Consider the following 17781-nt stretch of genomic DNA (forward strand, 5'->3'; position numbering starts at 1 on the left):
GGCCCCCCGCACCCGCGCGCGCCCGCCCTCGCCCCTCGCCGTCCGGCCCGACGCCAGGCCGGACCCCGCACCGGCCGACCCCCACCCCACGGGACCAGGTCACGGGACCCACGGGGGCCAGCCCACGAAGCCGCGCCACGGAACCGCGGAACGCAGGGCGAAGCCCGTTCCGGCCGGGGAAAGAGGGAGACTGGAAGACGTCCAAGAGGGCATCGAAAGGCGATAAGGCAAGCCTGAGCGACGCATATCACCGGCTCGTCTTGTGCACCGCTCTCGTGATCCTCGGTAATCTCGGCGAAGACCAGATAAGTTACTGCTTAGTAAGCCCGCTCTCGAAGGTTCGAGGAGCCGCCATGCAACTCGCCGCGATCATCGTGTCGCTGGTCCTCATCGCGGTCGGCGTCGCGCTGTTCGGCCGTGCCCTGCTACAGATCTTCCACTACCTACGGCTCGGCCAGCCCGTACCCGCGGGGACCAGGACCGACGAACCCGCGCAACGCACGATCACCGTGGTCAAGGAGTTCCTCGGCCACACCCGCATGAACCGCTGGGGCGTCGTCGGCGTCGCGCACTGGTTCGTGGCGGTGGGCTTCTTCTCGCTGCTGCTGACCATCGTCAACGCCATCGGGCAGCTCTTCCAGGCGGACTGGCTGATCCCGGTCATCGGCGACTGGCTGCCGTACGAGGTCTTCACCGAGTTCCTCGGGCTGATGACGACCCTCGGCATCCTCACGCTCATCGTCATCCGCCAGCTCAGCAAGCCCGGCAAGGCCGGCCGCAAGTCCCGGTTCACGGGGTCGAACTTCGGCCAGGCGTACTTCGTCGAGGCCGTCATCCTGATCGTCGGCCTGTCGATCATGACGCTGCGCGGCCTGGAGGGCGCCCAGCACCACGTCACCTCGTACGAGGCCGGGTTCTTCGCCTCGTACCCGCTGGTCGCCGCCTTCCGCGACCTCGACGTCAGCACGTTGCAGAATTTGACGTACCTGGTCGCGATGATCAAGATCTCGACCTCGTTCATCTGGATGATCACGGTCGCCCTCAAGACCGACATGGGCGTGGCCTGGCACCGCTTCCTGGCCTTCCCCAACATCTGGTTCAAGCGCGAGGCCGACGGTTCCACCGCGCTCGGCGCGCTGCCGCCGATGGTCTCCGAGGGCAAGCCGATCGACTTCGAGGACCCGGGCGAAGACGACCAGTTCGGCGTCTCGCAGGTCGAGCACTTCTCCTGGAAGGGCCTGCTCGACTTCTCCACCTGCACCGAGTGCGGCCGGTGCCAGTCGCAGTGCCCGGCCTGGAACACCGGCAAGCCGCTCTCCCCGAAGCTGCTGATCATGGGCCTGCGGGACCACGCGCACGCCAAGGCGCCGTACCTGCTCGCCGGCGGCGGCAAGGACGCCGAGGGCGCGGAGAAGGGCAGCGCGGAGCAGCTCGCGCAGGTGCCGGCCGCCGCGCTGGCCGAGGCCGAGCGGCCGCTGATCGGCACGCTCGAGGAGAACGGCGTCATCGACCCGGACGTGCTGTGGTCGTGCACCACCTGCGGCGCCTGCGTCGAGCAGTGCCCGGTGGACATCGAGCACATCGACCACATCGTGGACATGCGCCGCTACCAGGTCATGATCGAGTCCAGCTTCCCCAGCGAGGCGGGCACGATGCTCAAGAACCTGGAGAAGAAGGGCAACCCCTGGGGCCTGGCGAAGAAGCAGCGGCTCGCCTGGACGAAGGAGGTCGACTTCGAGGTCCCGGTCGTCGGCAAGGACATCGAGGACCTGACCGAGGTCGACTACCTGTACTGGGTCGGCTGCGCGGGCGCCCTGGAGGACCGGGCCAAGAAGACCACCAAGGCGTTCGCCGAGCTGCTGCACATCGCGGGCGTGAAGTTCGCGATCATGGGCGGCGACGAGGCGTGCACCGGCGACTCCGCCCGGCGCCTGGGCAACGAGTTCCTCTTCCAGCAGCTCGGTCAGCAGAACGTCGAGATGCTGAACATGGCCTTCGGCGAGGACAGTGACGACGAGTCCACCCGGAAGCCCAAGGCGAAGAAGAAGATCGTCGCGACCTGCCCGCACTGCTTCAACACCATCGCCAACGAGTACCCGCAGCTCGGCGGCGAGTTCGAGGTCATCCACCACACCCAGTTGCTCCAGCACCTCGTCGACGAGGGCAGGCTGGTCCCGGTGACCCCGGTCGAGGGCCTGATCACCTACCACGACCCGTGCTACCTGGGCCGGCACAACAAGGTCTACACGCCGCCTCGGGAGATCATCGCCAAGGTGCCGGGGCTGCGGAACGAGGAGATGCACCGGCACAAGGAGCGCGGCTTCTGCTGTGGCGCCGGTGGTGCCCGGATGTGGATGGAGGAGCGGATCGGCAAGCGGGTCAACGACGAGCGGGTGGACGAGGCGCTGTCCCTCAACCCCGACATCGTCTCCACGGCCTGCCCGTTCTGCCTCGTCATGCTCTCCGACTCGGTCAACGGCAAGAAGAACGACGGGAAGGCGAAGGAGTCGCTCCAGGTCGTGGACGTGGCGCAACTCCTCCTCGACTCGGTCAAGACGCCCGAGCAGCCGGACCCGGGCGGTGACGGCGAGCCGGCGACGGCGCCCGAGCCGGAGCCCGTGAAGTAGCCCGTCGGCCCGCACCGGGCCAACGGAAGCGCCAACCGCCGGTGGGCGCGGACCATGCGAGACGGTCCGCGCCCACCGGCGTTCTCGTGCCCGGCACGGGGGCGTTCTCGTGCCCGGTACGGGCCGAGTCGCCAGCCGCCGAGGTAGCGGGGGGGGCAGGCGCTTCCAGCTTCGGGGTGGGGGTACGTCGACCCCGGGGGCGGAGGACGCGTCCGCTTCGGACGGAGGGGTACGTCGGCCTCGAGGGCGGAGGACGCGTCCGCTTCGGCTGAGGCCACGTCCCCACAAGGGCAGCATCGGCTGCCCCTAAGGTCCCTTTGGCCTCGGTTCCCGTGCGTTCGGCGGACAGATGTCCGACCCGACTGTCACTATCCGTACATGAGTTTTTTCGAAGGGTTGATCAGCGCCGACCCGACCGAAGAGCCCCAGCCCCCCAACGAGCCGTCGTTACCGGCCTACGAAGCACCCCATGACGAGCCGCTTCCGCCGGACCGCTGGTTCATCCCCGCCCGCCTACCGCACACCGCCGAACTCGGCGCGGGTCCCGACACCCGGCTCATGCTCAGCGGCTGGCACGTGTGGCCGAGGTCGGTCACCATCCGCGTGGAGGTCTTCCGCCGCCGCCTCGCCCCGCCGAACTCCCCCCGCCGGGCCGCCCGCACCGCGGCCGGCGCCCTCCGCTGCGGGATGCTGCTCGGCGACGGCCGCAAGGTGACCACCCTCGACCCGGCCCCCACCTCCGCGACCAACGGCTCCCCCGGCCCGAGCCTGCGCCTTGAGGGCGGCGGCGACGGCTTCCACGAACACCTCGTCCTCCACCTGTCCCAACTGCCGCCCGAGGGCCCGCTGGAACTGGTCGTGGAATGGCCGGACGAGGGCATTCCCGAGACCCGTACGACCTTCGACGGCACGGCCGTCCACGCCGCCGGCGCCGAGGCCGTCCCGATCTGGCCCGAGGCCGAGTTGTTCGCCACGTCGTCGACGAACGGGGCGGCGCCGGCCGCGCGCTGACCGCGCCCCCTGAGCAGTGGCCCACCGGGCCGGCGCCACGCGCCGGCGGGTGCGCACCCCGACGTGGGCCACTGGTCGGGCCGGCGACCGCGCGGGCCCACCCAGCACCCGGCCAGCCAGCCACACGGTCAGCGTTCCGCGCGCTCCTTGAGCCGGCTGAGGGTGCGGGCGATGTTGTGGTCGTTGACCGCGGTCCGTTCGCGTACGCCGGTGGCCAGCGCGGTGAGCCCCCTGAACCACCGCGGGCGCCGGTCCCAGGTGCTCTCCACCACGAGGCAACCGCCGTCCGCCACGGCCCGGATGTCGTACCGCCACACCGACACCGGCAACGGCCCGCTGCGCACCTCGAACGCGAAACATCGGCCCGGGTCGGCGGCGGTGACGCGGGCGGTGGTGCACCAGCGGCGCGCGCCGCGCCGGTTGCTCCCCCTGAACCGCGCCCCGACCACCGCGGCCCCCGGTCGCCCGACCCAGCGGTGCGCGCTCACCTCCTCGCCGAGTTCGGCGAGCACCCGCAGGTCGGTGACCAGCGCGTAGACCCGCTCGGTCGGGGCCGCGACCGCGATCTGGCCCGTCGCGTCGGGCTGCCCGAGCCCCGTCGGCCCCGTCGGCCCCGTGTGCGCGTCGGACGGTGACATGGCTGTCATCCCCTGCGTCTCCCCTCGCGTCGGCTCGTGCGGTGGCCGCCTGGCCCCGCCGGATCATGCCACCGATCACTGGCATGACACAGAGGGCACCGAGCCCCCTCGGCCACACCGGTGGCCTCCACCGATAGCCAAAGGGGCATCGATACGCGCGCAAGACCTATCAAGATTCACTTCCCCCGCCGCGCGGTGACCCGGCACAGTTGCTGGCACGGCGCGGAAGCGTCGCGTTCGCCGCTAACTCCGGTGTTCTCAGGGCTACTTGCGACCACCGGCCATGGCGGACGAACCGCCGCCCGGCGCGCCACCGGTGCTCCGGCGCCCCGTCCTGCCGACGGGCGCCGCCGGGGCCGGGTCGGCGGCCCGCCTCGTCGGGGGGTGGGCCGCCTCGGGCATCCGGTCCCCGCGGTCGCTGGCCCGCCGCGGGGGCCGACCTCGGACGCGGCCCGTACGGTGTGGCGTGCCCGTACGGCGTGGCGTGCCCGTACGGTGTGCCCAGGCGGGCACCGGGCGGGCGCGCGCGAATCGGCCATCAGCCACGGCGCACACCAGTCGCAAAATGGTCCTGACGTGGTCAAAAAAGCGGATGCCTGTGCGACCCTTCGCGGCTACCGTCCGGAATATGGAACAAAGCTCCGCCCTACGCTTCGGTGAGGTGCCCGAAACCCGCCTCGACGAGGCGCTGGCCCTCTCTTATCTCGCCTTCCTCGAAACCCCCGAGAACGACGAGCGCAAGCACCACTACGAGACCCTGCGCGAGTGCGCGCGCGTGGGCGCGTACGACGGCGACCGGCTGGTCGGCCTCATGGCCACCTACGACTTCACGCTCTCACTGCCCGGCGGCGAGCTGCCGGCCCCCGGGCTGACCTTCGTCTCCGTGGCCCCCACCCACCGGCGGCGGGGCGTGCTGTCGGGGATGATGGCCGAGCTGTACCGCGGGTTCGGCGCCGCGGGCACGCCGCTGGCCTGCCTGTGGGCGTCCGAGGACGCGATCTACGGCCGTTACGGCTTCGGGACCGGCACCCGCGGGCTGACCGTCGAGATCAACTCGTCCCGGCCGCTGGCGCTGCGCATCGCGCCGGACGAGCGCCCCCTGCGCCTGGTCGACCCGGCTGACGCGCCCGCGCTGCTCGGCCCGTACTACGAGCGCACCCGCGCTGTGCGCGCCGGCCGGATGGCCCGTACGGAGCGCTGGTGGCGCGAGGAGTGGATGGTCGACAAGGACCCCGATGACGACGACATGAGCCCGCCGCGGATCGTCGCGCTGGGCGAGCCGCTGGCCGGGTACGTGATCTACCGCACCAAGTCCGACGGCCACGGCCCGGGCAGCGTGCACATCGGCGAGCTGGAGGCCGACACCCCGGCGGTCGCCGCGGCCCTGTGGCGCTACCTCGCCGGCATCGACCTCTCCCACAAGGTGACCGCGTGGGCCCGCCCGCTCGACGACCCGCTGCTGCACTTCTGCGCCGACCGCGACCAGGTGCGCGTCACCGGCGAGGAGACCGGCCTGCGGGTGCGCCTGGTGGACGTGGGCGCCGCGCTGCGCGCCCGCTCCTGGGCCGCCGACGTGGACGTCGTACTCGACGTGCGGGACGCGTACGTCCCGGCCAACGCGGGCCGACACCGGCTGTCGGTGCGGCAGGGCACCGCCACCTACGAGCCGACCGACGCGCCGGCCGACCTCGGTCTGGACGTGCGCGAACTCGGCTCCGGCTACCTCGGCACCATCCCGCTGCGCGAGTTGGCGCACGCGGGCCTGGTCACCGAGCACACGCCGGGCGCGGCGGCCGCCCTCGACGTCGCGCTGCGCACCGACCTCGCGCCGTACACGGTGGACGATTTCTGATCAGTCCCACCGACTCCTGACGTCGCCCGCACCGTGCCCGTGCCGTCGTACGCTGTCGTGAGGTGCGCCAAACACCAAGGTCAGCAGGGGGTTAGCCCCCCGGGGTTCCCCTAGGGGATGTCACAGCTCGGCCGCAATGGCCCCGGTATTCTCCGCTGCCCTGTCACCGAGGTCCGCGGGACCAGGTACGTTCGAATCGTGGCTGGATTCAGGATCGGACGCGGACGCGACTCCCGCTCGGGACAGCAGGGACAACAGGGACAGCAGGGGCCGTACCCCGGCCCCTCCGGGCGCCCCAACCCCGGGGGGCACCCGGGGCACGGCGGGCACCCCGGACAGCCCGGCCCGCGGCAGGCGCCCCCGCCGTACGGACAACAGGGCGGCCCGCCGCCGTACGGGCAGCACGCCGCCCCGCCGCCGTACGGCCAGGCCGGCGGCGGCCAGGGCTACCCGCCCGGCCCGCCGCAGGGGCCGGGCCCCGGGGCGTACGGACCGAGCGCGGGCCGCGTCCAGTGGCCGCACCCGGCGCAGGGCCGGCCGGATGAGCCGGAGTACTTCGGCGACGGCGGCCACGACCCGTACTACGCGCCGGGCGGCGGCCAGGGCGGCTACCCCGGGCCCGGCGGCGGGGGCGGCCAGCCGGCGTACGACCCGAACGACAACCCGGGCCACACCCAGCAGTTCAGCCTCGCCGACGATCCGGCGTACGGGCCGCAGGGCGGTTACGGCGACGACGGGTACGACGACGGCACCGTGAGCGCCTACCGCGCCGGCCAGCCCGCGCCCCCACCCGCCGGCCCACGGCTGCACTGGAAGGACCTGCTGCGCGGCATCGTGCTGCGCCCGGGCCCGACGTTCTGGCAGATGCGCGACTACCCGATGTGGCCCACGGCGCTGACCGTGACCTTCGTCTACGGGCTGCTCGCGGTCTTCGGTTTCGACCAGGCGCGCGAGGAGGTGCTGAACGCCTCGCTGTCCAACAGCATCCCGTGGATGCTGAGCACCGCGGTCGCGGTCGTGCTGAGCGGCCTGATCCTGGGCGCGGTCACCCACACCCTCGCCCGCCAACTCGGCGGCGACGGCGCCTGGGCGCCGACCATCGGCCTGTCGATGCTGATCACCTCCATCACGGACGCGCCACGCCTGCTGTTCGCGATGTTCCTGGGCGGCGACAGCACCCTGGTGCAGCTCCTGGGCTGGGCGACCTGGCTCGCGGCGGGCGCGCTGTTCACGTCGATGGTGAGCAAGTCGCACGACCTGCCCTGGCCCAAGGCCCTGGGCGCCAGCGCGATCCAGCTCGTCGCGCTGCTGTCCATCATCAAACTGGGCACGCTGTAGGGCGCGACGGCCCCACCCACACCACCAGGGGCCCGGAACCGCGACGGTCGTCGCGTGTTCCGGGCCCCTGGTGGTGGCCGGTCTCGGGTGTGCGGACGGCTCAGGCGTCGAGCACCTGTCCGTCGCGGCGGACCACCGGCGGCTCGACCGACCAGGGGAAGTTGATCCACTGGTCGGTGCGCTTCCACACGTACTCGCACTTCACCAGCGACTGCCTCTTCTCGTAGATCACCGCGCTGCGCACCTCGGCGACGGTGCCCACGCAGAAGTCGTGCACCAGCTTGAGCGTCTTCCCGGTGTCGGCGACGTCGTCGGCGATGAGCACCTTCTTGTCGGAGAAGTCGATGGCGTTGGGCACCGGCGCGAGCATGACCGGCATCTCCAGCGTGGTGCCGATGCCGGTGTAGAACTCCACGTTCACCAGGTGGATGTTCTTGCAGTCCAGCGCGTAGGCGAGGCCGCCGGCGACGAACACGCCGCCGCGCGCGATGGAGAGCACTATGTCCGGCTCGTACCCGTCGTCCGCGATCGTCTGCGCCAACTCCCGGATCGCCCGACCGAACAGGTCGTACGTCAGGTTCTCCCGCACCGCACTCATCTCACTTCGCCCCGCTGTCTCTCGTAACTCCCTGGCCGCGCGACCGCCCCGCCCCGAACCCCGAGGCCAGGACCGCGCCGCCGCACCACCGCACCACCAGACCGCTCAGACCGTGGTCCGGTGGAAGTTTATGAAGGAGCGCGACGGGGTGGGCCCGCGCTGCCCCTGGTAACGCGACCCGTACCGCTCGGAACCGTACGGGTGCTCGGCCGGCGAGGTCAGCCGGAACATGCACAACTGGCCGATCTTCATCCCCGGCCACAGCTTGATCGGCAGCGTCGCGACGTTCGACAGCTCCAGCGTCACGTGCCCGGAGAACCCGGGGTCGATGAAGCCGGCCGTGGAGTGCGTCAGCAGCCCCAGCCGCCCCAGGCTCGACTTACCCTCCAGCCGCGAGGCGATGTCGTCGGGCAGGCTCACCACCTCGTACGTGGAGGCCAGCACGAACTCCCCGGGGTGCAGGATGAACGCCTCGTCCCCCTCCGGCACCACCTCGCGCGTCAGGTCGGACTGCTCGACGGCGGGGTCGATGTGGGGGTAGCGGTGGTTCTCGAACACCCGAAAGTAGCGGTCCAGCCGCACGTCGATGCTCGACGGCTGCACCATCTGGTCGTCGTACGGATCGATCCGCACCCGGCCGGAGTCGATCTCGGCCCGGATGTCCTTGTCTGAGAGAAGCACGCCACGAGGATACGCGGACAAACAAACCCCAAGGGCCCGACCCAACCGGGCCGGGCCCTCACTGAATGTGAGCTACCGCTTCTCCAGCACCACAGGAACCGCATGCCGAAGCCGGGCACACCGCGGACAGCGCAACAAGCGTCCGGGCCCGAGACGGTCGGCGGTCAGGTTCTGCATCGGGAACGAAGCGGTGCTGAATACGTGCCCTTCGGCACAACGGACGACGGTGCGCTCCATCGGTCCCCTTCCCCAGCTGCGTGAACGACAAAAGCCACATTAGGGGATAGATCAGGCGGCCCCGAACCCGGCACTCCGCGCCCCCACCGTACGCCCCAACTCCCGCCCCCACGTCCACATCCCCACCCCCTCACCCCGGTCCCACACCTCCCGCCCCGCGCCCCGAGCCCAAACAGCACGAAGACCCCGCGGTCCATGCACCGGGGGTCGAGGATGAGGTAGAGTGATGCGCGATGCGAGGCCCTGTTGAGGTGCCCCACGGTGACGTGAGGCACGCAAGATCGGGCGGCTCGTTTTCGCGGGTGTAGTTTAATGGTAGAACATGAGCTTCCCAAGCTCAGAGCGCGAGTTCGATTCTCGTCACCCGCTCCATGACAAACCCCCAGGTCAGAGACCCGGGGGTTGTTTGTTGTTCGGGCCTTTTGCGGGGTGGCGCGTCCTCCGCGTGCCCTATCTCGTACGGCTACCCTGCGTGAGGCACGTCCCGGAGCGCGCGCCAGGAGTTACGGCCCGAGCGCCGCCAATTCCTCAAGCCCAGAGGGCGAGTTCGGTTCTCGCCACCCGCTCGCCTACGCAGCCCCGGATTGGTCGACCGGGCGGCATGTGTCGCACGGCGCGCCACCGGCGGCGGGCACCCGGAACCGCACGTGCCGCTTTGGGGCGAGCTCGCGTGGGGCGGCTGGTCGTCACACCAGTTGTGCGCATACTCCAGTATGCTTCCCGTATGTCCTCAACGACTCGCATCACCGTCACCCTGCCCAGTGACCAGGTGGCGGAGCTCCGCAAGCTCACGGACAACGTCTCCGGGTACGTGGCGGAGGCGGTCGCCCGGCAGATTCGACACCAGCTGCTGGGTGATGATCTGCGACGCCATGAAGAAGAACACGGGCGCTTCAGTGACGAGGAGCTGGCGGAGGCCCGCGCGAAGATCTTCGGTGCCGGCGGCGCCTCCAACGGCGCGGACGCGGCGTGAGTGAGCGCGTCGAGAGCGTCGTCCTGGACTCGGAAGGGCTTTCCGCCTGGATCGCGCAGGACCGTAAGTTCCTCGCGTTGTTGCAGGTGTTCCACGACATGGGGGCCGACCTCGTCGTCGGGGCGAACACCATCGTGGAAGTCATCCACTCCCGTACCAACATCCCGCGCCTGAACTGGGCCCTGTCCCGCATCAAGGTGGAGCCGGTCACCGAGCAGGCGGCGAGGGCCGCGGCGGAACTCCTCAAGGGCGCCGGGCTACACGGGCACAAGTACGCCATCGACGCCACGGTGGCCGAGGTCGCGCTGCGTCAGCCGAAACCGGTAGCCCTGCTGACGTCCGACAGTGACGACATGACAAAGCTCTGCGGCAGCCAGGTTCGGATCATTCCGCTCTGACGCGCCGACTCACACTGAACGCCCCCCTGGCAAGGCCCACCGCGCCGCCCCCTACCCCGCTGAGGCGGTCGGCCGCGACTTGAGCCGCCTCCCTGGCTGGGGCCCCGTGTCGAGAGGTCAGCAGGCAATGCCCATCAGCCTCGCGCCACTGATCTGCAGCACGAGCGAACCGGCGATCCGGCCACATACTGCTGCCCGAGATACTATCGCTGGAGATACTATCTTCGACGGGAGCGTAGGGGATGCATCGATTCATCGGGCGCGAGCGGGAGCTGCGGGTGCTGGGCGCGGCCCTTGCGAAGGTCCGCGAGGGGGGCGGGTCCCAGAAGCCCGGCGAGTGTGTCCTGCTGCGTGGGCGGCGTCGCGTCGGGAAGTCGAGCCTGGTCGAGGAGTTCCTCGGGCGGGCCGAGGTCCCGTACCTCTTCTTCACCGCGGCGGGGGGATCAGCCGAGGATGAGCTGACGGAGCTGCTCGACGCTGTCGCCTCCTCCACGCTGCCGGAGCGGTCCCTGTTCGCCGAGGAGGCTCCGACGCAGTGGAACGCCGCGTTTCGCCTGCTGGCGGAGATCCTGCCCGACGACAGCCCGAGCGTGGTCGTGCTGGATGAGGTCCCCTACCTCATGGACCGGATCGACGCCTTCGAGGGGATGCTGCAGCGGGCCTGGGACCGGCTGCTCAGCCGCAAGCCGGTGCTCCTGCTCCTGGTCGGCTCCGATCTGTCGATGATGGAGGCCCTGAACAGTTACGACCGCCCCTTCCACCAGCGCGGGCGCGAGATGGTCCTGGGCCCGCTCAATCCCCACGACATCGCTGACATGCTCGACCTGGAGCCCGCGGCCGCGTTCGACGCGGCGCTGGTGACCGGCGGCCTGCCCCTCGTCTGCGCCGAGTGGCCCCGGGGTGCCTCGCTGTGGGAGTTCCTCCGCGCCTCGCTCGACAATCCCATCTCCGCCCTGCTGGTCTCCGCCGAGCGGTCACTGGCCGCCGAGTTCCCTCCCCAGGCGATGAGCCGGGAGGTGCTGCGTGCGATCGGGAGCGGTGAGCGCACGTTCACCAACATCGCCCGGGCGGCCGGTGGTATCGCCCATACGACCCTCACCCGGGCCACCGACCTCCTGACGGCCAAGCGCGTGGTCGCGGCCGAACTCCCCGTCTCCCTCAGGCCGTCCAAGGAGCGCCGCTACCGGGTCGCCGACCCGTACCTGCGCTTCTGGCTGGCGTTCCTCGACCCCCACATGGCGGAGATCGAGCGCATGCGCGGTGACCTGACCCTGCGGCGGATCCAAGAGCAGTGGACCAGTTGGCGAGGGCGGGCCGTCGAGCCGCTCGTACGAGAGTCCCTCGCCAGGCTCCTGCCTGACAGCGACCTGCCCGCCGCCCCGGCCGTCGGCGGGTACTGGACCCGCAGCAACGATGTCGAGATCGACCTGGTCGGCGCCGACCGTCAGCCGGTGGCCAGGGAACTGCTCTTCCTCGGGTCGGTCAAGTGGCTGGAGAACTCGTCGTTCGACAGCCACGATCTCGCCGCACTGCACAAGCACCGGGCGGCGGTCACCGATGACCCCGTGCCCCTGATCGCGGTTTCTCGCGGCGGCGTCGCCTGCGCCGGGCTTCAGGCGACGTACGGCCCGGAGGAACTGCTCACCGCGTGGCGCGGAGACTGAGTCACGGCTCGCCCCCTACCCCGCCCACGTCCCCCGAGCCGCCACCCGGTGGGCCCAGGGGGTCAGGTCGGTGGGGGTGTGGCCCAGGACGCGGTGGACGTCGTCGGTGACGTTGGCGGAGTGGCCCGCGCGGTGGAGGGCGAACATGGCGTTCAGGGCGTCGGCGGCGGGCTCCGGCCAGCCTTCGGCGAGGAGTTGGGCGCGATAGGCGGCCGGGGTGATCTCCTCGTAGCGGATGGGGCGGCCGGCGGCCTCGGCGATGGTGTGGGTGGCCTCGGCGAAGGTGAGGGCGCGGGGGCCGGTCAGTTCGTAGGTGTGGCCCGCGTGGCCGTCCTCGGTGAGGACCTTCGCGGCGACCGCCGCCACGTCGTCGGCGTCGATGAACGGTTCGGGCGTCTCCCCGATCGGCAGGGCCAGGCGGCCCGCGCGCAGGGGGGCCAGCCACAGGTCCTCGTCGAAGTTCTGGAAGAAGTTGTTGGGGCGCAGCACGGTCCACTCGACGCCGGACTCCCGGACCGCCTCCTCGCCGACGGCCATGCCCCGGCCGAAGTCGTCGCCCGCGTGCTCGATGCCGTGGCCGGAGAGGGCCACGAAGCGGCGTACCCCCGGACGCCGTGGCCTGGCGTACGAACTCGTCGATGGGGGACGGGTCCTCGGGCGCGACGAGGTAGACGGCCCCGGCGCCGGCGAGCGCGGGCTCCCAGGTGTCGGGGAGGGTCCAGTCGAAGGTGACCTCGCCGGACCGGGAGGCGGCTCGGACCGGGGCGGTGCCGGCCTCGCGCAGCCGGGCGACGAGGCGGCGGCCGGTCTTGCCGGTGGCGCCGAGGACGAGGATGTCGGAGGGGGTGCCGTGGGTGCGCTGCGTTGTCATGGGGCAAGTCCACCGCGTGGCCGGTGGCCGAACCATGGCCGTCCGTCCGTCGTCCATAGGCGATCGTCCGGGGCGCTGCCCGGACCTGCTTATCGTTGGCGCCATGGACGTGTTCGACGAACTGCTGCGGGGCGTGCGGGGCAAGGGTGCGGTGTTCGGGCGTTCGGTGTTGTGGCCGCCGTGGTCGCTCCGGTTCACCGACGGCGCGTACCTGACCCTGTGCATCCCGATGCGTGGCGCCGGCTGGATCGTGCCGGAGACCGGGGACGCACGGCACGTGGCGCTCGGTGAGGCCGCGATCGTCCGGGGGCCCGCGCCGTTCACCTTCACCGACGACCCGGCGAACGTCACGGCGGCGGCGGGCGCGTCGGGGACGGCGGGCGTGTCGGCGGGGGCGGGCGCGGCGGGCGTACGGGAGGTGCGCTGGGGCGAGGACGCGCCGGACGCCGTGGACCGGGGCCTGGAGTTCGACTGCGCCACCGTGCTGTTGGCCGCCGCGTACGACGTACGGGAGGAACTTCCGCAGCGGCTGCTGCGGGCCCTGCCGCCGGTCCTGGTGGTCCCCGACGAGCAGGACTGCTCGCCGATGCGTGACTACCTGGAGGCGCAGATCGGCGGCGGCCGGCCGGGGCACCAGATCGTGCTCGATCGGCTGCTGGACTGGTTGCTGGTGTGCACGCTGCGGGACTGGTTCGACCGTCCGGAGGCGGAGCCGCCCGGGTGGTACGGCGCGCTCGGTGACGCGGTGGCGGGGCCCGCCCTGCGCGCGATGCACGAGGACCCGGCGCACCCGTGGACGACGGCGGAGCTGGCCGGCCGGGCGGGGGTCTCGCGGACGACGTTGGCGAAGCGGTTCACGGAGCTGGTCGGGACCGGGCCGGTGGCCTACCTCACCGAGTGGCGGATGACGCTCGCCGCCGATCTGCTGACCCGCCCGGAGCTGACGGTGGCGGCGGTGGCCCGCCGGGTCGGGTACGCGGACGCGTTCGGCTTCAGCGCGGCGTTCAAGCGGCTCCGGGGCGAGAGCCCGAGCGCGTACCGGCGGGCGGCCGCCGCCGCGCACGCGGCGGAGCGCGTCGTTCCGGCGAGTTGACGTGGTCGGTGGCCGGCCGAACACGGGTGCCACGTGGGCGAGTTGGCGCGAACACGCCTGGCGGCGGCCCGAAACCTGGCAGGGTGCGGATCATGCGGTACTGCGAACGCCATGAGATGCACAACTGCGCGGACTGCGCTCCCCGCGGCGGCGCGCCCACCAGCGAGTGGGAGGGCTGGCCGGCGGCCTCGATCATCATCCACGCCAGCGGAAAGGCCCACCTTCCCGGCTGCACGCACATCGACCCGGCCGACATCCGGCCTCCCGTCTACGGCTGGGTGCCCGCCCCCTCCCCCGGCGCGTGGCGTCGCCTCGCGCCCTCCAACCCGCTCCGCGCCGTCCAGGGCAACACCGAGCGGACGGCCGTGAGCCGCTGTGAGACGTGTGACGCGACGCGGTAGGGCTGCGCGGGAGGCAGCCGGCGCCATGAGTGTGCGGGGGCGTGGGTGTGTCACCGTGGGCGCGCGCACGCCACGGCACTCGCAGCGGGCGGCCCGGGGCTCGGCGATCAGTCCTCCCGGGAGGCGGCGGCCTGGTCGGCCTGGCCGCCGGTGCCCAGGGGGCCGGTGGGGCGCCAGGGGGCGGTTGCCTGGAGGCGGGGGAGTTCGCGGCGGGAGAGGCGGAGGACGGCTGAGGGTACGGCGGCGCGCACCGGCTGGGTGAGGCGGAGCCAACCGGGCACGTAGACGGCGGTGCGGCGGCGTTCCACGGAGCGGATCAACCGGGCGGCCACCGGCTCGGGCGGCGTGCTCCGGCGGACCGGCGGGGGCATGCGGGCCCGCAGTTCGCGCAGGACGGCGTACTCGTCGAGGTCGCGGATCATGTCGGTGGCGATCCAGTTGAGGTACGCGATGCCCACGCTGACCCGCTCGTGCGCCACCTCGGCGCGGAGCGCGTGCGCGAACGCCTCCACGCCCGACTTGGCCGCGCAGTAGGCGCTCAGCAGGGGCGCCGCGCCGATGGACGCCAGGGACGCCACCTGGAGGTAGTGGCCCGCCGTGGTGAACAGGTCGGGCAGGAAGGCCCGGGCGGTCTGGGCGCTGCCGACGAGGTTGACGTCGATGACGCGGTGCCACGACCGGGGATCGGATGTGGCGAACGGGCCGCCCTCGGCGATGCCCGCGTTCGCGATCACCACCGAGGCGGGCCCGAGTCGTCGGCGTACCTCGCGAGCCGCCGCGTCGAGTGCCGCCTGGTCGGTCACGTCGACCGTCAGCGGCAGGGCGGCGGTGGGCAGGGAGTCGGCCACCGCGCGCAGGGCGGCCGGCTCGTGCCCCAGCAGCGCGAGGCGGGCGCCCCGGTCGGCGGCCTCCCGGGCCAGGGCCGCGCCGATGCCGCGCGCCGCCCCGGTCACCACCACCGTGCGGTGTTCGAGCGGACTGCCGCCCATGGCCACCTGCTCCTTCTGTGCGTGCTGTCGTTCTCCTCGGGTGTGTGCTCGCGCGGCCGGTCGTGCGGGCGGTCGTCTCGGCGAGAGTCGCGGCGTACGGTCAACTCGGCTGCCGCGTGCGGGGGTTCAGCGTTTTCGGCCGGTGCGGTCGCGGGCCGTGAGGAGGCGTTGGGCGCGAGCCAGGCCGGGTGGGAGGTGGCGGCGGAGGGCGGCGCGGGCGGCGTTGGCGCCGGGGGCGCCGTGTACGCCGCCGCCCGGGTGGGCGCTGGCGGAGGCGAGGAACAGGCCCGCCACGGGGGTCTCGGGGCGGCCGAGGCCCGGTACGGGGCGGAAGACCAACTGTTGGTGGAGGGCGGTCGTGCCGCTGTTGAGGGCGCCGTTCATCAGGTTGGCGTCCATTGCCTGGAGGGTGGGCGGCGCCAGGACGCGGCGGGCGCGGATCAGCGCGCGGAAGCCCGGCGCGAACCGCTCCACCTGCTGCTCGACGCGGTCCGCCATGCGGTTGCGCGCGTCGGGGTGCCAGTCGCCCGTGATGCCCTGGTCGCCGGCGTCCCCGGTGATCTTGTGTGGAACGTGGGTGTAGGCCCAGGCCGCCTCGGTGCCCTGGGGCGAGCGGCTGGGGTCGGACCGGGTCATCTGGCCGAACAGCAGGAAGGGGCGGTCGGGGACCTGGCGCATGGCGATCTGGGCGGCGAAGCGCGTCAGTTCGTTCACGCCGTCGGCCACGTGCACGGTCCCGGCCCGCGCCGCCTGTTCGGCCCGCCAGGGCACCGGGCCATCCAGCGCCCAGTCCACCTTGAAGGTCGCGAAGTCCCACTGGAAGCGTCGCAGGTCGGACAGGAGTTGGTCGGGCAGGTGCGCCGGGGCGACAAGGTCGCCGTAGAGGGCGGGGGCGGACACGTCCGCGAGCACCGCCCGGCCGGCCTCGACGGTCTCGCCGCCCGCCGTCCGTACGCCCACCGCGCGCCCGTCCCGTACCACCACGGACTCGACGCGCTGCCCGCAGCGAACCTGCCCGCCCAGCGACTCCAGGCGCCGGACCAGGGCCCGAGTCAGGGCGCCGGAGCCGCCGACGGGCACGGGGAAGCCGTAGGTCTGGCCGAGCATGGCCATCAGCCAGCCGAAGCCGCCGCTGCCGGCCGATTCCGGGGCGAGGTCGGCGTGCAGCGCGTTGCCGGCCAGCAGCAGCCTGCCGCCCTGGCCGGTGAACTCCTCCTCGCCCATCCGGCGCACCGGCAGCGTGAACATGCGCGCCAAGCGCAGCCCGCCGGCCGCGCGGAGCCGCAGCGCCAGCCGGGCGCCGGCCCGCACCGGTGGGAACGGGGTGAACAACGCGTCCAGCAGGTCGGGGCGCACCCGGTCCCACGCGTCGTGCAGCCGCCGCCAGGCATCCCCGTCGCCGGGCGCGAAGGCGTCGAGGGACGCGGCGGTGGTGTCGACGCGCCGGTCAAGCACGGCGCACGAGCCGTCGCTGAGCGGGTGCGCCAACACGTGCGGCGCGTGGCTCCAGCGCAGGCCGTGGTCCTGGAGCCGGAGCCCGGCCAGTACGGGGGAGGCGGCGGCCAGCGGGTAGAAGGAGCTGAACAGGTCGTTGGTGAACGCGGGGTCGACCCCCTGGTCGTGGCGGACCGCCCCGCCGGGTTCGGGCTGTTCCTCCAGGACCAGGACGTTCCAACCGGCGTCGGCCAGCAGGTTGGCGGCCACCAGGCCGTTGGGCCCGGCGCCGATGACCACGGCGTCCGTCGTCGTCCCCGGCGTCACCCGTGTCGTCCCTTCCGTCGCGGCCCCGTCGTGTTCCCCCGCCATCACTCGCCCTGCGGGCCGGCGGTGGTGGCCGGTGTCGTGGTCGGCGCCCGGCCGTGTTCCCGCCGCCGGTCGTCGTCGGCCTCGCAGAGCCCGGCGAGCCGGCCGAGCATCGCCCGGTGGCGCAGGTGGATCAGCGGCTCGAACGCCGCGTTGTGCAGCCAGCCGCCCGCCCCCTGCAACGGGTGTTCGTCGACCAGGACGAGGCAGTGCTCGCCCCACGGCCGCAGCTCGATCGCGATGCGCGCGGTGCCCAGGGCGCCGGCGTGGGCCTCCAGCTCCAGCCGGCTGCCCTCCTCGCAGAAGCGGACGGTCGTCCGGTTGTTCAGCGAGACGGGGCCGATGCGCACCTCGTAGCCGATGGCCGCGTCCGTCTGGGGCCAGTGGCCGTGGATCGGGCGTGAGGAGGACGTCCCCACCACCCATTCCGCGTAGCGGGAGCCGTCGGCGAGCACGGCCCACACGGTGCTCGGCGGGGCTTTGATCAGGCGATGGCGAACAGCCAAGGCGCCTCCTCGGTTCGTCTGCCGTCGGATGCCGTCAGATGCCGTTCGACGCCGTCCGGGGTCGTCGGACGCGTCAGCGCTCCACGAGTGCCCCGCTTCGC

Annotated in this window: 15 protein-coding genes, 1 tRNA gene and 1 pseudogene; 10 read left to right on the forward strand and 7 right to left on the reverse strand. The window is 72.3% G+C overall.

Annotated elements, in window-relative coordinates; genetic code table 11:
- The first annotated feature begins 353 nt into the window (after window positions 1–353).
- Window positions 354–2627, forward strand: coding sequence for a (Fe-S)-binding protein (locus tag OYE22_RS14695; protein WP_277320825.1), 2274 nt, complete (start codon window positions 354–356; stop codon window positions 2625–2627).
- Window positions 2628–3005: 378 nt separating this feature from the next.
- Entirely contained in the window at window positions 3006–3638 is a 633-nt protein-coding gene (locus OYE22_RS14700; protein WP_277320826.1) for a hypothetical protein, read from the forward strand.
- Between the two features lie 128 nt (window positions 3639–3766).
- On the opposite strand, the gene OYE22_RS14705 is transcribed toward OYE22_RS14700, so the two are convergent.
- Window positions 3767–4285, reverse strand: coding sequence for an SRPBCC family protein (locus tag OYE22_RS14705; protein ID WP_277320827.1), 519 nt, complete (start codon window positions 4283–4285; stop codon window positions 3767–3769).
- 619 nt (window positions 4286–4904) lie between these two features.
- On the opposite strand from OYE22_RS14705, the gene OYE22_RS14710 reads away from it, so the two are divergent.
- Together OYE22_RS14710 and OYE22_RS14715 are read left to right on the forward strand one after the other, a co-directional pair.
- Window positions 4905–6128, forward strand: a complete 1224-nt coding sequence (locus OYE22_RS14710) for a GNAT family N-acetyltransferase (protein ID WP_277320828.1) — start codon at window positions 4905–4907, stop codon at window positions 6126–6128.
- Between the two features lie 198 nt (window positions 6129–6326).
- Window positions 6327–7466 (forward strand): Yip1 family protein, encoded by a 1140-nt coding sequence (locus OYE22_RS14715; protein WP_277320829.1) that lies wholly within the window; start codon window positions 6327–6329, stop codon window positions 7464–7466.
- Window positions 7467–7566: 100 nt separating this feature from the next.
- Here OYE22_RS14715 and OYE22_RS14720 read toward each other — a convergent pair whose 3' ends face one another.
- Together OYE22_RS14720 and dcd are read right to left on the reverse strand one after the other, a co-directional pair.
- The gene (locus OYE22_RS14720) at window positions 7567–8064 is read right to left on the reverse strand and encodes a phosphoribosyltransferase (protein WP_277320830.1); all 498 of its coding nucleotides are present in this window, start codon (window positions 8062–8064) and stop codon (window positions 7567–7569) included.
- A gap of 105 nt (window positions 8065–8169) precedes the next feature.
- Window positions 8170–8745, reverse strand: coding sequence for a dCTP deaminase (gene dcd, locus OYE22_RS14725; RefSeq protein WP_277320831.1), 576 nt, complete (start codon window positions 8743–8745; stop codon window positions 8170–8172).
- Window positions 8746–9280: 535 nt separating this feature from the next.
- Between dcd and OYE22_RS14730 the strand changes: the two genes are divergently transcribed.
- From OYE22_RS14730 to OYE22_RS14745, 4 genes are all read left to right on the forward strand, one after another.
- A tRNA-Gly gene (locus OYE22_RS14730) sits at window positions 9281–9354 on the forward strand.
- 352 nt (window positions 9355–9706) lie between these two features.
- On the forward strand, window positions 9707–9955 hold the full coding sequence (locus OYE22_RS14735; RefSeq protein WP_277320832.1) for a type II toxin-antitoxin system CcdA family antitoxin: 249 nt from the start codon (window positions 9707–9709) through the stop codon (window positions 9953–9955).
- Window positions 9952–10353: a PIN domain-containing protein gene (locus tag OYE22_RS14740; RefSeq protein WP_277320833.1), complete on the forward strand. Its 402-nt coding sequence runs from the start codon at window positions 9952–9954 to the stop codon at window positions 10351–10353. Before OYE22_RS14735 ends, OYE22_RS14740 begins: the two co-directional genes overlap by 4 nt.
- Window positions 10354–10595: 242 nt before the next feature.
- Window positions 10596–12017 carry an ATP-binding protein gene (locus OYE22_RS14745; protein WP_277320834.1) on the forward strand — a complete coding sequence of 474 codons (1422 nt, stop codon included), beginning with the start codon at window positions 10596–10598 and terminating at the stop codon, window positions 12015–12017.
- A 15-nt stretch (window positions 12018–12032) separates the two neighbouring features.
- On the opposite strand, the pseudogene OYE22_RS14750 reads toward OYE22_RS14745, so the two are convergent.
- Window positions 12033–12888: pseudogene (locus OYE22_RS14750) on the reverse strand (NAD(P)H-binding protein).
- Window positions 12889–12991: 103 nt separating this feature from the next.
- Between OYE22_RS14750 and OYE22_RS14755 the strand changes: the two are divergent.
- Together OYE22_RS14755 and OYE22_RS14760 are read left to right on the forward strand one after the other, a co-directional pair.
- Window positions 12992–13981: an AraC family transcriptional regulator gene (locus OYE22_RS14755; RefSeq protein ID WP_277320835.1), complete on the forward strand. Its 990-nt coding sequence runs from the start codon at window positions 12992–12994 to the stop codon at window positions 13979–13981.
- 92 nt (window positions 13982–14073) lie between these two features.
- Window positions 14074–14382 carry a hypothetical protein gene (locus tag OYE22_RS14760; RefSeq protein ID WP_277320836.1) on the forward strand — a complete coding sequence of 103 codons (309 nt, stop codon included), beginning with the start codon at window positions 14074–14076 and terminating at the stop codon, window positions 14380–14382.
- Window positions 14383–14489: 107 nt separating this feature from the next.
- Here OYE22_RS14760 and OYE22_RS14765 read toward each other — a convergent pair whose 3' ends face one another.
- The 3 genes from OYE22_RS14765 to OYE22_RS14775 form a co-directional block, all read right to left on the reverse strand.
- Window positions 14490–15371 (reverse strand): SDR family oxidoreductase, encoded by an 882-nt coding sequence (locus OYE22_RS14765; RefSeq protein ID WP_277320837.1) that lies wholly within the window; start codon window positions 15369–15371, stop codon window positions 14490–14492.
- 126 nt (window positions 15372–15497) lie between these two features.
- Entirely contained in the window at window positions 15498–17132 is a 1635-nt protein-coding gene (locus OYE22_RS14770; RefSeq protein ID WP_277320838.1) for an NAD(P)/FAD-dependent oxidoreductase, read from the reverse strand.
- A 44-nt stretch (window positions 17133–17176) separates the two neighbouring features.
- Window positions 17177–17680 carry an SRPBCC family protein gene (locus tag OYE22_RS14775; RefSeq protein ID WP_277320839.1) on the reverse strand — a complete coding sequence of 168 codons (504 nt, stop codon included), beginning with the start codon at window positions 17678–17680 and terminating at the stop codon, window positions 17177–17179.
- Window positions 17681–17781: the final 101 nt, after the last annotated feature.

Source organism: Streptomyces sp. 71268 (assembly GCF_029392895.1).
Classification (GTDB): Bacteria; Actinomycetota; Actinomycetes; order Streptomycetales; family Streptomycetaceae; genus Streptomyces.

Coding starts and splice junctions, on each gene's coding strand:
- OYE22_RS14700 (WP_277320826.1), top strand. CDS start 3,006: ATGAGTTTTTTCGAAGGGTTGATCAGCGCCGACCCGACCGAAGAGCCC.
- OYE22_RS14760 (WP_277320836.1), top strand. CDS start 14,074: ATGCGGTACTGCGAACGCCATGAGATGCACAACTGCGCGGACTGCGCT.
- OYE22_RS14705 (WP_277320827.1), bottom strand. CDS start 4,285: ATGACAGCCATGTCACCGTCCGACGCGCACACGGGGCCGACGGGGCCG.
- OYE22_RS14710 (WP_277320828.1), top strand. CDS start 4,905: ATGGAACAAAGCTCCGCCCTACGCTTCGGTGAGGTGCCCGAAACCCGC.
- OYE22_RS14695 (WP_277320825.1), top strand. CDS start 354: ATGCAACTCGCCGCGATCATCGTGTCGCTGGTCCTCATCGCGGTCGGC.
- OYE22_RS14745 (WP_277320834.1), top strand. CDS start 10,596: ATGCATCGATTCATCGGGCGCGAGCGGGAGCTGCGGGTGCTGGGCGCG.
- OYE22_RS14765 (WP_277320837.1), bottom strand. CDS start 15,371: ATGGGCGGCAGTCCGCTCGAACACCGCACGGTGGTGGTGACCGGGGCG.
- OYE22_RS14755 (WP_277320835.1), top strand. CDS start 12,992: ATGGACGTGTTCGACGAACTGCTGCGGGGCGTGCGGGGCAAGGGTGCG.
- OYE22_RS14720 (WP_277320830.1), bottom strand. CDS start 8,064: ATGAGTGCGGTGCGGGAGAACCTGACGTACGACCTGTTCGGTCGGGCG.
- OYE22_RS14735 (WP_277320832.1), top strand. CDS start 9,707: ATGTCCTCAACGACTCGCATCACCGTCACCCTGCCCAGTGACCAGGTG.